This window comes from Spirosoma arboris, from assembly GCF_009754945.1.
Classification (GTDB): domain Bacteria; phylum Bacteroidota; class Bacteroidia; order Cytophagales; family Spirosomataceae; genus Spirosoma; species Spirosoma arboris.
The window spans coordinates 262084-279587 of the sequence record NZ_WPIN01000002.1; the positions used below are offsets into that span (position 1 = coordinate 262084).

Sequence of the window (17504 nt, forward strand, 5' to 3'; positions counted from 1 at the left end):
GCATGCCATATATAAATGACGTTTTCATATCTTATAAAAGAGGGAGAATCATTGAACAGTGGATTAATGAAATTTTTTTGCCATTGTTTACAGAAAATTTAGATTATGAATTACCAGATCCGCCCAAAATTTTTATTGACTCTACTGGTTTAACGCCAGGAGTGGGCTACTGGGATGAACTATTTGTAAATTTATTTTATTCAAAATGTATAGTCTCTATCTGGTCACCTCCTTATTTTAGAAGGTCGGAGTGGTGCGTAAAAGAATTTCTCACAATGAAACACAGGCAAGAACTCTGGGAGCTTGGCCCATTAAAAATGCCAAAAACCCTAATTTGGCCTGTAATATATCGAGAAGTAAATCCACTTCCGGAAATAGCTTCTGGTTTACAATATAGTAACTATTCAGAATTTAATTTAGTTGGTGACGCCTTCTTTAAAACTAAAAGCTACTTATTATTTCAAAAAAAGCTACAAAAAGATATAAAATACGTAAGTGAAATTATTCTACATGCTCCTCCATTAAACACTGAATGGGAAACTTACGAAGGTAAAGCTAAAATTATATCTACTCTTAATGAGTATTTTTCTAAAGTTCAGGGAATTGAATCTACTATAAATCAAAAACTAGTTACGTGGTCGGAAAAGTAATAACTTTTTATTCCTATAAAGGGGGTGTAGGGCGGTCAATGGCTATGGCTAATATAGGCGTTATATTAGCACAATGGGGGTATAAAACTTTATTAATAGATTGGGACCTTGAGGCTCCTGGATTAGAGCATTTCTTTAAAACTCATATCAATATAGAACGTGCAAAAAAAAAATTAGGCTTAATTGACTTGTTTGACCTTAAACAAAAAGATAAAGACATTAATTTGTTAAATTTAAACTGGGAGGATTTTATAACTAAAATTCCTATAAACAATAATTTAGATTTTCTTTCAGCTGGAAAAAGAGATGAAGAATATATAAGCAAATTAAATGCTTTTGATTTTAATTTATTTTATGATAAATATAACGGCGGACAATATTTAGAAGATTTAAGGGAAATATGGATCAGTAAATATCAATTTATATTGATTGATAGTAGGACTGGACTTACGGATAGCAGTGGAGTCTGTTCTATACAAATGCCTGATATTCTAATACTGATTTTTACACTAAATAATCAAAGTTTTGATGGCATTAAAAATGTAGCTCAGAAAGCTATCAATGGTCAGAAACAAATCGTTTTTGACCGATTTCGCTTAAGAATACTTCCTATTCCTAGCCGTATCGAAAATGCTGAAACATTTTTGATGGATGAATGGATGGCTAAAATAGATATAGAATCTGAAGGGATGTTAGATTGGCTTCCTAGATACAACGAATCTCCTAACAAATATCTGCTAAATCCTTTACAGTTAATAAATCAAATTAAAATCCCTTACAAAACATTGTATGCCTATGGTGAGAGATTAGCGGTTACTGAGCGTGGAACAAGTGATCCTCACGATTTGGGCTATGTATATGAAACAATATCAGCTGTTATAGCAAACGATTTGCAGCATATAGATTTACTTTCTGATTCAAGAGATACCTTTATAAAAAAAGCAAAAGGTGAATCTGTAACGGAAGACAAATCTCTTCTTGATAAAGTTGCTTTTGAAAAGCAAAATCTCGAAACCAAGTTATTGTTAAATGAACAACTGTTAATAATTAATAAACAAAAACTGTATAAAATTTCTCAAATTTCAGTATTAATATTTTTTGTATTATTTACGCTTGTTTCCTATTATTTTTTTAAAACTAAAGCCGTAGAAAAAAGTAACTCAACTATTGATAGTATACTTATTAGGCAATCAACATTAAGACAATTGGAAGACAAGTCCGACTCTACTTATAAAAAGTCCATTAACGAATCAGACAATAGAAGGAGTAATGAAATATCGAAAAAATTAGATAAAAATAGAGATAAAAAACATCTTGATTTAAAAAGAAATTTAGAAGCATACGCTTACGTTGGAATCTACTATGATGGAAAATGGATAGAGAAAAATTTTACTTTTGATAATAATGATTCGCTTCCTAAAACTGGTTCTATTATAAAAGCTAATATTGCAGTTAATGCCCGAGCTGGTATCATAGAATATAACGAAGGAAAAGGCTGGCAAAATAAAGAAGTAGTTGGAGCAATAATGTTAGGAGATAAGATTAAAGTTGATAGTGTTTATGGAGTGGCAGGAGGTTCTTTTATTTGGGTAAAGTTTAAGAAATTCCTAAATACTAATAAAAAATAGATTAGCTATTAGCAGTATAAATGTGAGAGCTTGGGCTAATTTCTGGTTTACATCCGATACGTGCACGAGGTGCTGAAAGTCCAGCTTTTGTTCGTTCTCAGATCAAATCAAGCTCGAACTCACCTAGTGAAGCGAAGATATTAAAAATTAATCGACCTTGAGCAGTTGTGGTATCAATAGCATCATTGAGGCTTTTGAAGCCTATCTTTCTTTACTGGAAATCATTGGTTAAATTTATCAAATCTTTGAGAGATCGTCACAGTCGGTCAAGTTTCCAGATCACAACTGTATCACCAAACATAAGAGCAAACTAAAATTTGTTAATGTTTAGTATTTGTCTCTAAAAAAAATATGAAAATAAAAATAATCGATGATTTTTATGATTTTCTTAAGCTACAAACTGAGACCGAAGATAATTTAATTTATCGAGGTGTTAGAAATTCTACATTTACTCTGACCCCCTCTATTGGAAGACTAAAAGATAGATACGGAAATACTTTAGATGTTAAAGAAGAAATTAGGCTTTTTGATATTTTCAGACACAGAGCTTACCCTTTTATAAAAGATTATAAAGATGATAGACTTGAGTTGTTATCTATCGCACAGCATCATGGATTACCAACAAGACTATTAGATTGGACAAAAAACCCCTTAGTAGCTGCTTATTTTGCCGTTGAAGAAGACTTTACAAAAAATGATAAAAAACTAACTGAGTTCAGCTGCATATATATATACAAGGCAAATAGAAAAGTAAAACTAAGTGATACTTTTGACCCTTTTGAAATAAAAGAAGTTAGAAGATTCGTTCCAAAGCATTGGGATAATCGAATAATTTCACAAAGTGGATTATTTACAGTCCATAATGAGCCTTACAAACCTTGGGTTCCAGCGGATTTAAAAATTATATTAATCCACGAAAGTGTTAGAGTAGATATTAAAAAAACTTTAAACACATTTGGAATACATGCAGGAACAATTTATTCTGATTTAGATGGCATTGCAGCACATATAAAATGGTTAAGAACCTGTCAAATGTAAACAAATTTAGTCCTCATAAATGATTACAAATAGTAACATTTAGGGTTACAAACCTGCAAGGGTCGTTCCTGGTTTGTAACCATAGCATTTATCGGCAGCTGCTTGTTGCAAGTAAAATGCCATACTCTTAAATGATGGTTTTAGAATACCGTTTTCCAGTGCCTAACAAAACAGTCGAACTGGCCGTATTGTTGTTTACTTTCCTGGTTTACTTAATCAAGGTTTACAATGCCCAATTAGGAACGGTTAAAGTAAACTATACTTTGGGGCACGCCAGTAGTTAGCATGGACTAGGTAAGCTATAGTTTATGCTGTCAATCAAAACGTTGTCATTATTAAAGCTTGCTACGCAATGGCTGATTTCTATATTGTAAAAAGTTTAGCAAATCTTTCGGAGCCGTTACCCCAACCTCCTGCTCATAATGCTCTATTAAACTATTAATGTTGTCGTAGCTTTGATGTTCGTCAACCCAGCCAGTTCCCCTATCTACTTTGCGAACTTCACACTTAGTAAAATAGGAGAGTCGGGGTGGTTGGTCTTCTTCTGTAAGTAGAACAAAGCTATCACGAGTACGTAGGCCTACAGTGCATTTTCGTCCATCAACAGTATTATTAACCTGAAATAACAAATCTTCACCTTGCTTCAGGATTCGAGTTCCTCGGTTAATAGTACTCAGCTTTTTAATGACTGGCATTAATAATTTTAATTCATCTCGATATAAAGGAGAGTCGATATCATTATGAGCTAGTGTATTTAATATCACATCTTTATAAATCTTCAATGCTCTAAACGGAGCATAATCAATACCTTCTACTGCACAGAAATCTTCAAGGCTGTTGATCTTATCATTTAAATTCTTCGGTTCGCTAGTGCCATCTGCTTTAAACGTTTTTTTCCAGCCTTCAGGTAAAAGCTCATCTAAGCGTTTTTCGCATTCTTTCCGAAGGTACAATCCACAAGCTGAATAGTCATGAACATTAAAATAGTCTTGGGCTTGTTTTAGGTTAGGCTTTTTTGTGTTGAAGTAAGGCCGAGCAATTGGGCTAATTGTGTCTTGGTACATTTCTGTAAATTCCCACTCGTCCGATTGACCGTATTCAATTCTAATTTTCTTCTCAGCGAAATGGTAAAAAGATCGGTCGTGAGTCAGGATAAACAACTGATATATTGGAGCATACCGCTTCAGAAGTAAGTCTAGTACCTTCCGCCGATTACTCATATCCAAGCTGATGAGCAGATCGTCCAGAACTAGAATTCTAAATTCAGCTCGACGGAGATAATCCGAACGGCGACGCAGAATTGCTAAGCGAATGGCAATACCTATAGCTGTTAGTTTAGCTTCGTTCAAAAAAGACTGGGGGCGACGAACTACGTTGGCAATATTATCATATTCAGGTATCGTTAATGTAAGTCGTAGTGGCCCATCAGGCTCGTCTGAATCTCGGCCAGTAAGCTCTCCACGTCCTCCTAATGGCTTAAATTTCTGCTGACAATCTACCTCAAATCGAATCTTAGGATACCCTAGCTCTTCTCGTAACAGTTGGTTGCCTACCCCATTAATTTCGCTTGATAGGGTTTTCAGCTCCTCAACAAAAGCACGGAGTTTGTCAGCGAATTTCTTCTGCTCCCTTCGTTGGTCATCTTCAGATACTTCTCCTTCTGCCAGAGCGGGAACACCCTTTTGAAGATCATCCCAAATCTCATTGAAGTCATATGTTTCTACTGGCTCGTGAAGTAAACTAAACTTTGCGCGAGTAATGATGTATGGAAATACCTCTTTCTGAAAAAGATCAAAAAGATTAATTTCATCCTTATGTCGGCAATCATGCAGTTTATACATGAAGCGGTAATTTAGAAAATCGGATGCTCGCAGAGTGGCCTGGCTCCTAGGTCTTGACTTAATACTAAAGTCATTGACTGCAACACGATAGCTACCTTCTCCATCAGTAAGCGTAGCTTCTATAAATGCTCCCCAATCTCCTGCGTCAATTGGCTGAGCATGGACGTTAACCAAGCTGGCATCATCTGTTTGGGTGAAGTACCGATTGATATGCTCATCAGTTTTTTGTACTGATTCAAGCAGTGTATAAAGAGCCCAGAATAATGATGATTTGCCGCTACCATTTTCACCGTAAAGCAAGAGGTGCTTACCACCTAACTGAATGGGATCGTTATCGGCAAAGAACTTGAACTGGTTGATGTGGATACTATCTATTCGTGCCATTGATGGGTATGATCAAACAACCTTACTTAAAATCCGGCCAACCGTCTCGGGTAATTCAAGAGGTGCCTCTGCCATAGCTTGCCGCACCACATTACCTGGCAGTTGCAAGCCATTATATACTTCATTTATAACAGTTGCCTTCTCATCATCTGTCAGTTCGGAAATGGGTAGAATCTGTAATATGTCGCCAATAGCTACATCTTTTTCTAGCATCTCATCAGCAAAGTACAACTCACATATCATATGATTGAGTATTTCTTCAAAGAGCAAAGCAACTTTCTTATTCTCGACATAAAGATTAATAGAACGCTGCTGACTATCACACAGATAAATCATATAGTCTGCGAGTATTTCTATACGTTTCTCTTCTAATTCGGTAGGAACTTTGACTGGAATTTCTTGCATGAAAACTTTCCTTAGCTCACGCGAATTTCCTTGTAACTCTGGAAAATTCTCTTCAAAAACATATCTGAAAAGTCGCGAACTAAAAAAGCCAAGTAGATACTTGAGATGATTCCCTGTTATGAAGAAACACTTGTCATTAGTGTAGTATCCGCCGTCATCGTAGCAGAATACCAAATCTTTCGTTATTTGAGGATAAATGATTTTAGGCTTTTCGAAATCCTTATAATAGTAAGACCCAAACCTTTGCAAGGCGTACCACTCGTATCGAATACCGGTTTCAGTTGCGTTACGGTTTTCTAACTCTTTTCTAGAAGTCAGTAAGTGTTCGTAAATGTGAGAATATTGTTGCTTAAATGCATCTTCAGCCTCTAAGGAGGCTCCCTGAATATCTTCACGATCATTCAAGGGAAAGTGCCAAGGCAAATAAATTAACCATAAGTTTTCGAATGAAAACTTAAATTTTTGTACATCTCTACCTCGTAAAAATGGCTTTATAATATGATCATACTTTTTATCAAGCTTAATAAATTCTTCTCGCTGAGCACTTTTTATTACAAATGCATCATTATAGCCTGTCACTAAACCTCTATTAATTCTTATATTCCATTCCTTATGCCCTAGCTTTCGACCTTGTCTTTCGATTTTCCCTTTTAAATTATAATGTTCGCTAGTAAGTACCACCCATGCAGTTTCAAGTTGTTCATTAAGGATAATATGGTGAGCATTAAAATAAGCATCCAATACTCTAATCGCTTGTTGAGTTTTGCGCGTCAAACGTAGGGCTTTCAACTGAAAGCGATTCTCAGCCTTGCGGAAGGCCATAATGGTAGTTAATACCGTGGCTGACTCAAAAATCTGACAGTCAGAAAGGTCAACTAATTTGAGTGGATCAGTACGTTCTGCAAAGAATGCACGTAGGGATTTGCCATAATTGGAGCGTAGCCATGAACTACCTGTAATATAAACTAGCACTCCACCAGGCCGCAGGATTTCGTAACCACGCTCATAAAACAGGGCATAAATGTCGCCGGTGGACTCGAAGGTCTTGTATTTATTGGCTAATGCTTTCAAATGTGGTTGCTTGCTCACCGAGAAATAAGGAGGATTACCGATGACAATATCAAATCCTTTCCTCTTCTCATTCAGTACATCCTGGAAATAGAGGTGCCATAGGAAATAGGGTCGTTCAGTTGTTTTTTGTAACTCAAGTAATCGAGTACGAGTCTGCTCAATGCGTTGTATACCTACCCGCATATCCTCTAACTCTTTGCGCTTTTTGGGCTTTAACAGCGCAACGTCCACGTTGGCAGCCTCTTCCAACTGGGTAGTAAGTTGGCCTCCTCTAAATTTAAGATTATCCTCAATGTGTTCGGTAATGTGGTTGTTGATTTCATCACCCAGTTGTTGTTTAGTTTGAGGGTCATTAGCTGTGAAGTAGCGCTCAATAAGGTTAGGCAAATCAACATTGGAGAGTCGGCCATAGTTAGTATTAAGTTGGGGATTAATGATGTTGCCGAACAGGTCGCGGTCAGGTTCTACTACCTTCAGGGTTTGAGCTTGATGTGCACTGGAAAGATCAATGTCTTCGAAGCTTTCAAAAAGGCTGTCACCTTGCATAATCTTATAATCAAGGTTGGGCAATTGACGAGGTGTTTCTTCATCTACAACTAAGGCTAACCAAAAGCGTAATCGGGCAATATCAACGGCACCTCCGTCAAGGTCTACGCCATAAATCGAATGTTCAAGAATTCCCAACTTAACCTCCGTTGGGTTAAACGGATGCGTTGCATTAAGGTGCGTATAGATATAGCGTTTAGCTAAAAATACCTCTTGTAACATCCCTATCGGAAAAGCGCCTGAGCCAATAGCGGGGTCACAAATTTTGACCTGATCGAGTAGTCGGTTAAGTTGTTCGGCATGAGGCCGCTGAGTCAGATATGGAGATACGTCTTTCTTTTTGACAAAGTCTTCTATGTTAGCATCGGGCGGGAAGTGGGGAGTAAGGTATTGCACCAGAGCTTCTTGACACATAAAGTAAACCACCTCTTTAGGCGTATAAAAGGTGCCTTTGTCACGGTTCTCTTCAAGTAAGTTCTCGAAGATATGCCCCAACATTTCAGGGTCTATACCGACTTCTTGTTCGTCAAGGTTATTTTCGTCGATTGTAAAATTGAACTGATCAAATGTATCGAGTAAGTCGGCAAAATAAGCTATTGGAAAATCGAAGCGTTCAGTCTGACGCGCAATTGCCTTGTTAGGATTACGGTCAAACAACCCACCATTCAAATATGGTACTTTAGTATTGGTGATGTAAAATAAATCATCAGTACGCTGCCGGTTAAGTGTTTCGAAGAACAGCTTAGTGAGTCGTTCCGAATAAAAACTACCTTTATCAGGCGCCGACTCAAACAAGTGTCTCACAAATTGCTTATCACCTTCTTTCCAGTCGATGCGATTAGCAGGAACACCCATCCACCCTTTCTTTTGCAGGAATTGCAGAAAAACTAGCCTGCCAAGGAGTTTCTTGGCGAAATCACGAATAGGCTTCTGTTGTTGAATAAGTGTGGGCTTATCCGTGTCGAGCAATACACGAGCATAATCGGCGCGCTCAGCAATATATTTCCAGAAACGTTCGTAATGCTCTTTATAGCGTTTGAAAAACTCTTTATTGAGTCGCTCAACAGAAAATGCATCAATAACATCCTGGAGTATTAGCGCCGATGGTTTGGCTATTAACGACACAAACTGCCTAGCTGCTGTGGTACAGGGTTCATTTGGTCCTAAGACATAGGTAAAACGCTTAGGAGCTGTTTCGTTTACGATCTGTTCACCGTCGTCATTGAACTCACTAGTCTTGGCAATAAGTGATAAGCGATAGTCGGCCTGTCGGGGCGAATAATAAAACACCAATGCTCCATGAATGATGTCCTGGTCGATGTAACGGGCGGCAATATCGCGCAGACCTCGGCGGTTACGCTGGATAATGACACCATCAGCTACTTCAACTTCAAACAAGGCTAGACTTCGGCCATCGGCAAGTGTAATACGTCCACGTTGTATTACAGATCGTGCTTTATCCTCATCAGTATCTAGTTGAATTGGGCGGCTAAGGTATTTATCCGCTTGGGGAAAAAGAGCATCTATAACCGTTCGGAGATTATCGAACTGGTAACGATGACAAAATATCTGTTTTAACTCAGATTCAATCATAGAATTGGACAGTCAGGTGGGGATGTGATGTTAATTACAATAAATTCTATTTTCTGAATTTTAAATAAAATAGAATAATTGCTTAAAAATCAATCAGTTAATCAATTTTCTTTTTCGTCTCTATTTTTTTTTGCCAGCCAATAGGTACGGTAAGTTTTACCAGGCGAATGTTCTAGTACACCCTCTTTGACTAAATTATACACGGCTTTTCGAATATCTTCAATTGTAATTTCTTCAAATTGCTTTTGAATACTGCTAACGGTGCTTTCAGGTCTCAGTTTTAATTCTTCGATTATAAGTGCCCTTAGATGATGTGGTTCAATCACCTTTAGTGTTGGCTTAACGTTGATTTTAGCATTGGCAATCAGTTTCGGATTGACTAAATATTCGGTTCCTTTCTTCACTCCCCGGCTGATAACAATGCCCTGTTCAATGAGTCGTCCCACGTAAGAACGTAGACGCTCCTCTTCAGCTAATTGTAGCTCTTTAGATAGTTGTGTAGTCAATATTTTCTGATGACGGGCAATAATGCCTAAAGCAATGAATTCACGCTGCGCCAATTGGTAATGTGTTGATACAAAGTCAAGCAATACGACAGTCTCCTCATTCAAAATTTTGGAATACTGTACAATAGTAGTGCTATCATAGTCGCTATTAATCTCGGGAAATGGTTTGGCATCCCGACTACTGATTTCATAAAGCAGATCATAGCCGGAGCCTTCACCTTCCATCAAATTAAGATCATGGAAAATTCGGATCACATGAGGATTTCTTCGTGCTGTTTTGTGCAGTATATTATCTTTCGTAATACCGGTTGGTAGACCCCCTGGATTTTTCATTTCGAGCCGGTCAGGCCAAACGTTAATGAATACATCGCCTGAGATTGTGTAGCTCTTATGCGCGAAGGCATTAATAAGCAACTCACGAACTACCTGCGCGTCATAGAAGCGAATAGGTCGCCGAAAGAGACCATCGGGAAACTCATGGTAATACGTTAGTTCAATGGCTTGCTGCTCGATATCTAACAGTAGCGCTTTGGGATTCTGGGTATAATCATGCCAGTCAATCTTTCGAACTTTGTTTCCTAACTCATCATAAACAATATACTGAACTGTAATTGGATAAGATAGTCGACTCCGTTGGGCTGGCGTGCCTAGCCACAGTACACCGAGATTAGTTAATTGCCCATTAACCGCCAGGTTGTAATGCTCAATTATTTCAAGGTCATTGAATGCCTTGACTGTGCTTTTAACACGTGGAGATTTACGTATTTCGTTAGCAAACGCGTCAACAGTCTCTAAAGAAACTTCGCTTAACGAGATTTGCCGTGGTTGCAGCTCCCATTGGAAAGCGTCTTTATCATTGGCTAAGCGTATAATATCTTCACTGCGAACCGCGTGGCATTGATCACCTATTCGAAGATAAATCTTACCATCAGAGGTAGTTGCAATGGCTTTTAGAGAGGGAAACACTTGAATGACGAAATACTGTGCACCATTGGGATAAATTTTTACACCTGTTGATGATACGGCTACACCAAAACAAAGTGAGCGCAGTCTGTTAAGTGTATGATTAACAACTTCAACTTTAACTAATTGATTACTAGGTGGCAATTTATCTTTATCCTCTATACCAATAACAAGTTGCCCCCCCTGTGCATTAGCAAAGCAGACACATGCTTGTGCTAGCTTTTGAAAACCAGCGTCGCCCATCTGAACGATACGGAGACTTTTGTAATCGATGTTTTTATCTTCAGATACCATACGGCTGGGCTAGTATCATCTTAGGCATTGAAGCTTTCAGAAATAATAATTTCGGGGGAAAAGGCATTAACGGGTATAACTAATAAGGGTGGTGTTGTCATTACATCATCCTCGTTAGTCTTCCGAAGCGGATAGGAATTTAACACCTTCATTAGTTCATCAAATAAGATGACAAGTTTTAATTTAGCCGTCTTTTGAGTCTTCTGCAATTTATTAATATCGCGTTGTAAGTTTTGGAAGCGACCTTTCCGGATGGCTTCTTTGGTCAGCACAATTAGCTCTCTTTCTGTCTCATTAATAATAGATAAACTTAAAAAACCGTCCAGGAACGTTATTGCCTTCTTCTCGTTAGGGCCTTGAGTAACGTCTACTTTGCGATCCCTAGCCTTTTCATACTCTAATGCATTCTCAAAGTGGCCAATGGAGGTCTTTACTTGCTGGTGATGCAACTCATGAATTTTTATTGAATGTTCGTCGGCGCGCGCTTCGAACTGTTTAGCTGTTTCCAGAAACGTCAAATCTTCAATTGAGCCATCTGGCTTGACAAATACAAATGCGTCACGTTTCTCATTACGAATAAAGACAATAGTGGCCTCACGTAGAATGCGGCTTCTACGGCCTACACGGGCGCGAAGGGGCATATTTTTAATACGCTTGAACAACTCAAGATCTTTCTCTTTTATAGCCCTAATCTTCATTAAGTAATCAAGCTTTTCATCACGTTCCTCGTCAAGGTCTTTGTCAAACAGTCCAAAGGTGCTGGTTTCCTCATCGGGAGTATAGATTTGGCTATCCTCACCCAAAGCTGCGTGAAACGCTTGAAGCTTCATTAGGGCTTTCTTTTGTAAGTCTATATCACTGTCGACTTGTGCGGTGGGGAAAAAGTTGAAAATATGGACCTTATCACCTTGAGACCCTATTCGGTTTACGCGACCAATACGCTGCATAAGCCGGGTAGAATTCCAAGGAGTATCATAGTTAACAATGACATTGGCACGGTGAAGATTAACTCCTTCAGCCAACACTTCTGTCGAGATAACGATGTCATAATCGTGTCGGCGTTGCGCATCAGGGAGATTAGCATCAAAGTTAGCTCGGATAGTAGGCATTCGATCTTTACGCGTTTTACTATCAACAGTTAGAATGCGCTGGTCAATAAATTGGGGTAATCGCCGAGCTAGATAATCCGTCGTTTCCTTACTTTCGGAGAAGACAACCAGTTTGCCTTCATGATTGATGCTTTCAAATAGGTGATGTCTCAAGTAATAAACGAAGGTGTCTAATTTAGGATCTTCGTCGCCAAGTGCTTCCCAAGCAGACACAAGCTCTTTCAAGATTTGGCGATCATGGAGCAAGCCACTGTAAAAGTCTGGCTGGAAGTCGTCGGGTGTACAGATTTCGATTGTAGCGTCAAACTCCATACGTTCAAGCACTAAATCCAGTAACTCCTCTTCCTGCTCATTGTTGATAAACTCGGTAACAGGTAAGTTCGGAGCAATAAAAATTCGGCCTTGATCAAACATTGTGACCATAGCTTCAGTGGCATTGCAAAATCGTTTTAGTGATTGTGTAAAGGCATAGAAACTACTATCTAACCTTTTCACAAGCATTGTTTTCATGATCTTTGCTAATTGCGACGAAATCATGTCGGCCTTTGTGTATTTTTTCTTTTTGGGCGGCTTTAAGGCCCCAATTGCCCTATAACGATTATAGGTCAGGCTGTCCGATCTGCTACCTCCAATGTAATAAATTGTACGGTCGTAGAGGTCCTCAAGATGAGGCTTTAGTTGATAAAACAGTTTTTCTGGTTTTTGAACATTAGGAAAACGAATACCTTGGGCTGCTAGGTCTTTTGAGTATTGTTCGTGTATTAACAAGTCGGTCCGTGTCCGACGAACAGTTAAAGGCTCAATGACCTTTACCCGTATTTGATCGTATATACGCTTAACCGTTTCCTTCAATTTAGCTAAATCCGTTTCATGCTGTGCCTTACGGTAAGCTTCAATATGCTGACGGAAGAAATGTTGCAGATTGCCAATTTCGAGTGTAGAATCTTTACTATCCTGAAACAGATATACCAGATTTGCGATGTCTTCGGGACGATTATTAAGGGGTGTTGCCGAGATCAACATTACTTTTTTGTGGGTGCGAGTTCCGTCAGGCAGCCTTCTCCTGGCACCGGATTTGCAAATTTTCTGGAGATCGTTGTAAGCATCGGCAGTGTCTGAACGGAACTTGTGCGCTTCGTCCACAATCACTAAATCATATTTCTCAGGATTCGTGATTTTATGTAAACTACCATTTGTAATGATTTCGTAATTCTCCAAACCAAAACTCTCGGCCGTTTCTCGCCAGTTATCTTTCAAAGCTGGCGGAACTACGATTAAGGTATGGGATCGGTGTTCAGGAAAACCATTCTTGAAGTAGTACTTTTTGGCTATAATGGTAGCTACAATTGTCTTACCCAATCCAACCACATCGGCTAAAAAGAAACCTCCATGCCTCTCCATCTTATTGAATCCATCGTTAACAGCGTCGATTTGATAAGATAGCCGCTTAAAGCCTTTTGGTAAATCAGTGACGGAGTTTGGGTCAAAATCTATGCTTTTACCAAAGTATTCAATCAGAAACTTTAGATACACTTCATAAGGTGTAAAATCATCATTTAGGAAGGTTTCTTTTTTTAATCGGTCTACAAATTCCTCACTAATTGGAATTCCTTCTAGCCAAAGGCGATCAAATGTTTGGGTAGCAAACTCAATATCGGCATTCTCACGCAGCTCTACGTTGAACTCAAAATTGCGTTCTAACCCCGCTTCAGTTAGATTACTAGATCCTGTAATTACAGCACCGTACCCGTGATCATGCTTATCTTTCTCACGGAAGACATAAACTTTAGCATGTATATTTTGCTTAGGATGAACTCGAATCTGGACTTTGTGGCTAACTAAATCTTTGATAAGCTGTACCATTCCATCTTCCACATCTTTAGAATAGGCTGCTTGTTGTATATTCTTTTTGATCTCCTTGAAGAAATCCTCTTGAGACTTCTGTACGTCAACTTCAAAAAGGACGCCTTGCTTAGTCGCTTCTAGTACAAGATTATTTACATTGATACCAACCAGGATTCGTATTTCAGCAGCTTTTTCTATAAAAGGTCGAATTCTAAAATATCCTGAAGCCCGAAAGTAGCCAACCAATGCATCAAAGAAATGTATGTTTCGGTAGTGAAAAATACCCTGAATTTTGTCTATTAAGGTATCAGAACCTTCATTAGTGAAAAATTTAGTCATTATAATTACCTGCTGTTAGACTGTATCAAGTACCGCTGCCCGTTTACTTACTCTTCAATGATCAGCCCTAATATTATTCAAATATGCAGCAATTACAAGGTAATTATGGCTTTGGTCGGGAAGTTGATCTAACTAAACTCGAATAAAAATCAATGAAAAGCTTAATCACCTTAATATTCTTAACAAATAGTTAAATGCAGACTTATAATATACTGATCTTGATACCATCTTGATACACCTCACGCCGAATAATATATAACATCCTGATTTTCAGAATCCTGTTCGGCTCCCTTCGGGATTCGCCCGCGTGAGTTACTCTACTATTTGGATGCATAACTTATTCATAATAGACTCCTTTGAGTTCTATTTCAACGGTTTTTCCTTTTTATCCTAAATTTCCCAAGCAGTTATCCATAATTGCCTGCAAATCTATATTTGGGCAGTTACCCACGATTAACGGGTGATTACCTGCAATATCCAGCATCTATGCTTGTAGTATCTGATAAGTTTGGTAGGCTCTAGCCGGGGGTGGTTATGCTAGTGGGGGTAGGGTTACACCTATCCCCAAGCATTTACCTGATTAATACGGTTTTAGTAACCAAATGGCTAAGTGCTATTTTCTCCATGACTAATAAGGCAACTACTAAAAGTCTACGAGCCAAGGCTGGATCGAAAGCGGATGAGGCTACGAATAGCTTGTACGAAACGCTGCTTACGGAAGGATTTGAAGTTGACGATGAATTTGTTGTCAACGAGCTAGAACAGCTTATCCAGGAGGAGCTAGATGAGTTTCCGATCAATTCTTACAATCGGCAATCCAGATGAGAACAATAACCACTGTCCTAGTAACTTTATTGGTAGTAGTCGTTGGTGTTGCTATTGCGTGGTTGTACTTAAAGAATGTAGCGGGTACCGATATGGTCGAAAAACGGGCCGCAGAACAACGAATTAGAGACAAATATGGGAATGATGTCATTATTGACTGATCCATTCAATCAATAGGCCTGTAGTAGTATTCAATTAGGTGTTGTAATAGCCTTGTACCGTTGGTATAAGGCTATTTTGTTTGGTACGCTTACAACATTGTTGTAGGAAAATAACGACCGTTTTTACTGGTCATAAATTGCTGCTATATTCTCTTTATAATCTCGCAAAAATTGCGTATTTTTAATAAGAATAATAGGTTAAACCTTGCAGCTATAAAAGTGAACAAGATCAGTAATAATCCGCGATGGAAAGGGGTGCTTATCGAAGCAAAGCGGCTTAAAATAATAAATGCAGCGGAAGCCGCTAGGTATCTACAAAACGAAATGTTTATCAGCATAGCTTCTGCTTACACAGTATTAAAAAGACTTAAAGAGAATGAGGAAATTTAAGCTTGGTGATATTGTTAGAGCAACTTTAAGTTATATAGCGAAGACCCGTTTTTTTAACTCAGGGTACATATCTTAGTCCTGATTTTTTCAGTGCGGGCATTTTATTGAATCTATTGCCCAAAGTTGAGTTTAGCCAGCCCGGTAAAATTATGCACTGGCTTTATAACCAGTTTGACTTTTCATTTTGGAATGAATTAATGTCGATAATTGCTTTGCTCCAATGATATACGCTTACATCCGGGTTTCAACGGACCGTCAGACGGGCGAAAACCAGAAATACGAAATCCTTAAGAAGACATCTAGTGAACGGGTACATGTTGACAAATGGATTGAAGAAACGGCTTCTGGTGCCAGATCAGCTAAAGATCGAGAATTAGGTTCTCTTCTAAAGAGAATGCAGTCTAGAGATGTATTGTATGTGACGGAGCTTTCCAGGCTTGGGAGAAGCCTAATGGAAATTATGTCAATCCTTCATGATTGCATGGAACGGGATGTCCGGGTAGTTGCCATTAAAGAAGGTTACGAGTTAGGTAACAATATTTCATCCAAAGTACTGGCATTTGCCTTCGGCCTATCGGCTGAAATCGAGAGGCAATTAATCAGTCAGAGAACCAAGGAAGCATTAGAGCGTAGGAAGACTGAAGGCGGGAGCCTAGGAAGGCCTAAAGGTTCTCGTAATGAATTGGTAAAACTATCCGGTAAAGAAGACAACATTCGGGAATTGTTGAAAAACAAAGTGTCTATTTCGGCCATTGGTCGAATACTAGGCGTGAACAGACAAACGGTGAGTGACTTTATCGGGAGTAGAAACTTAGCTTAACTTTTACAAGAATGAAATTTATTCAATTACAATCGTCGGGAAAATGCTTGCTTCTGGAGTAGCTCCCACATCTACTGAATAGTACTATTTATGGTCGTCTAAACTCAATACATTCATAGTCATTCAAACTAGTAATTGGGGAGAAAATATGCCCATATGTAGCGAAGTCTAGCCAATCATCTATAGAATCAAGTTATTCAGTTGGTGTTCATTAGTACAACTTTACCTTATAGCGATACCTCCCCCGAAAATATTCCCTCATCTTAACGACCTCACGAGGTTTATCACTGATCCAAAACGTTGCGGATGATCCAGGAGCATAGTCGATTCGGAGTACCCAGCAATCAGTGGTAGCCTGACCCGGTAGTAAGAGTTTTTGCCGATAGGCAACCTGAAGTGTGTAATAGGCCGATGAGGAATTGCCTGGTTCATAGAAAGCAATGGCAAATTGTTGCCCCACTCTGCGGAAAGGTAATAATGCGAGAATTTCAAGATCCATTGGAAACTCGAAGGCAGCCTGCTGGGTAATCACCCGGAATGAGCTGTCTTTGGCTGTCCGCCGGGCCGAATCTGGAATAGTTACGACGTTGTTCTGAAATATAAAACTACGAGTCCCACGTTTCGTATACACTGCGTTGTGAGTAAGTGGGGCCAGGGAGGGCCACAGCCCCGTGGCCGTAACATGGGCTAATAATGAATCTCGATGAAACCAATCCCAGACAAACTGATACTGACTTTGACCAGCTATGGTGGTCCGACGCAGGGTCCGATCCCAGATGTCTGCCGAGGAGAGTCGTCTGCCTGCTGAGTCCTCAAAGAAAACAGCATAAGAGCTTTTGCCATCCCGCCAAGCCGATCTATTCAATTTTAAGGTAGCGGTATTGATCGTATCGATTTGCGCTTGAGTGACCAGGGCGATCAGCACTAAAAAGGTGGTAGTGATAAGTTGTTTCATTAAGCAGTTGTGATTGTCGGCCAAAGGAAACACGAATCTTATAGCCCGCCAAACCAGAATGATGAACCCGACAGAAACCGGATCAACGCCTATTAATAGCCCCTAAAGACCTTTCGTCATTTACTACCCAATCTAACATTT

Annotated in this window: 12 protein-coding genes; 6 read left to right on the plus strand and 6 right to left on the minus strand. The window is 39.0% G+C overall.

Annotated elements, in window-relative coordinates; translation table 11 throughout:
• Nucleotides 1–2: 2 nt before the first annotated feature.
• The gene (locus tag GO755_RS05005) at nucleotides 3–650 is read left to right on the plus strand and encodes a TIR domain-containing protein (RefSeq protein ID WP_157583655.1); all 648 of its coding nucleotides are present in this window, start codon (nucleotides 3–5) and stop codon (nucleotides 648–650) included.
• Nucleotides 635–2278 (plus strand): tyrosine-protein kinase family protein, encoded by a 1644-nt coding sequence (locus tag GO755_RS05010; RefSeq protein ID WP_157583656.1) that lies wholly within the window; start codon nucleotides 635–637, stop codon nucleotides 2276–2278. The genes GO755_RS05005 and GO755_RS05010 overlap by 16 nt, the downstream gene beginning before the upstream one ends.
• 97 nt (nucleotides 2279–2375) lie before the next feature.
• On the opposite strand, the gene GO755_RS41970 is transcribed toward GO755_RS05010, so the two are convergent.
• Nucleotides 2376–2483, minus strand: coding sequence for a recombinase family protein (locus GO755_RS41970; RefSeq protein ID WP_317165814.1), 108 nt, complete (start codon nucleotides 2481–2483; stop codon nucleotides 2376–2378).
• A gap of 146 nt (nucleotides 2484–2629) precedes the next feature.
• On the opposite strand from GO755_RS41970, the gene GO755_RS05015 reads away from it, so the two are divergent.
• Nucleotides 2630–3316, plus strand: coding sequence for an FRG domain-containing protein (locus GO755_RS05015; protein ID WP_157583657.1), 687 nt, complete (start codon nucleotides 2630–2632; stop codon nucleotides 3314–3316).
• A 335-nt stretch (nucleotides 3317–3651) separates the two neighbouring features.
• On the opposite strand, the gene GO755_RS05020 is transcribed toward GO755_RS05015, so the two are convergent.
• From GO755_RS05020 to GO755_RS05035, 4 genes are all read right to left on the minus strand, one after another.
• On the minus strand, nucleotides 3652–5541 hold the full coding sequence (locus GO755_RS05020; RefSeq protein ID WP_157583658.1) for an ATP-binding protein: 1890 nt from the start codon (nucleotides 5539–5541) through the stop codon (nucleotides 3652–3654).
• 12 nt (nucleotides 5542–5553) lie between these two features.
• The gene (locus GO755_RS05025; RefSeq protein WP_157583659.1) at nucleotides 5554–9156 is read right to left on the minus strand and encodes an Eco57I restriction-modification methylase domain-containing protein; all 3603 of its coding nucleotides are present in this window, start codon (nucleotides 9154–9156) and stop codon (nucleotides 5554–5556) included.
• A 101-nt stretch (nucleotides 9157–9257) separates the two neighbouring features.
• Nucleotides 9258–10919, minus strand: a complete 1662-nt coding sequence (locus tag GO755_RS05030) for an ATP-binding protein (protein ID WP_157583660.1) — start codon at nucleotides 10917–10919, stop codon at nucleotides 9258–9260.
• A 20-nt stretch (nucleotides 10920–10939) separates the two neighbouring features.
• A complete protein-coding gene (locus tag GO755_RS05035) occupies nucleotides 10940–14212 on the minus strand; it encodes a helicase-related protein (protein WP_157583661.1) in 3273 nt (1090 codons plus the stop codon).
• Between the two features lie 624 nt (nucleotides 14213–14836).
• Between GO755_RS05035 and GO755_RS05040 the strand changes: the two genes are divergently transcribed.
• The 3 genes from GO755_RS05040 to GO755_RS05050 all read left to right on the plus strand — a co-directional run bounded on the left by GO755_RS05040 (nucleotide 14837) and on the right by GO755_RS05050 (nucleotide 16408).
• Nucleotides 14837–15037 (plus strand): hypothetical protein, encoded by a 201-nt coding sequence (locus GO755_RS05040; RefSeq protein ID WP_157583662.1) that lies wholly within the window; start codon nucleotides 14837–14839, stop codon nucleotides 15035–15037.
• Nucleotides 15034–15198, plus strand: coding sequence for a hypothetical protein (locus tag GO755_RS05045; RefSeq protein ID WP_157583663.1), 165 nt, complete (start codon nucleotides 15034–15036; stop codon nucleotides 15196–15198). The genes GO755_RS05040 and GO755_RS05045 overlap by 4 nt, the downstream gene beginning before the upstream one ends.
• 610 nt (nucleotides 15199–15808) lie before the next feature.
• On the plus strand, nucleotides 15809–16408 hold the full coding sequence (locus GO755_RS05050; RefSeq protein ID WP_157583664.1) for a master DNA invertase Mpi family serine-type recombinase: 600 nt from the start codon (nucleotides 15809–15811) through the stop codon (nucleotides 16406–16408).
• A 211-nt stretch (nucleotides 16409–16619) separates the two neighbouring features.
• Here the strand turns inward: GO755_RS05050 and GO755_RS05055 are convergent, their stop codons facing one another.
• Nucleotides 16620–17363, minus strand: coding sequence for a hypothetical protein (locus tag GO755_RS05055; RefSeq protein ID WP_157583665.1), 744 nt, complete (start codon nucleotides 17361–17363; stop codon nucleotides 16620–16622).
• Nucleotides 17364–17504 lie beyond the last annotated feature (141 nt).

What these genes read in the sequence shown, in the direction of transcription:
- GO755_RS05055 (WP_157583665.1), bottom strand. Translation starts at nt 17,363, where the DNA reads ATGAAACAACTTATCACTACCACCTTTTTAGTGCTGATCGCCCTGGTC.
- GO755_RS05025 (WP_157583659.1), bottom strand. Translation starts at nt 9,156, where the DNA reads ATGATTGAATCTGAGTTAAAACAGATATTTTGTCATCGTTACCAGTTC.
- GO755_RS05050 (WP_157583664.1), top strand. Translation starts at nt 15,809, where the DNA reads ATGATATACGCTTACATCCGGGTTTCAACGGACCGTCAGACGGGCGAA.
- GO755_RS05020 (WP_157583658.1), bottom strand. Translation starts at nt 5,541, where the DNA reads ATGGCACGAATAGATAGTATCCACATCAACCAGTTCAAGTTCTTTGCC.
- GO755_RS05030 (WP_157583660.1), bottom strand. Translation starts at nt 10,919, where the DNA reads ATGGTATCTGAAGATAAAAACATCGATTACAAAAGTCTCCGTATCGTT.
- GO755_RS05035 (WP_157583661.1), bottom strand. Translation starts at nt 14,212, where the DNA reads ATGACTAAATTTTTCACTAATGAAGGTTCTGATACCTTAATAGACAAA.
- GO755_RS05015 (WP_157583657.1), top strand. Translation starts at nt 2,630, where the DNA reads ATGAAAATAAAAATAATCGATGATTTTTATGATTTTCTTAAGCTACAA.
- GO755_RS05005 (WP_157583655.1), top strand. Translation starts at nt 3, where the DNA reads ATGCCATATATAAATGACGTTTTCATATCTTATAAAAGAGGGAGAATC.
- GO755_RS05045 (WP_157583663.1), top strand. Translation starts at nt 15,034, where the DNA reads ATGAGAACAATAACCACTGTCCTAGTAACTTTATTGGTAGTAGTCGTT.
- GO755_RS05040 (WP_157583662.1), top strand. Translation starts at nt 14,837, where the DNA reads ATGACTAATAAGGCAACTACTAAAAGTCTACGAGCCAAGGCTGGATCG.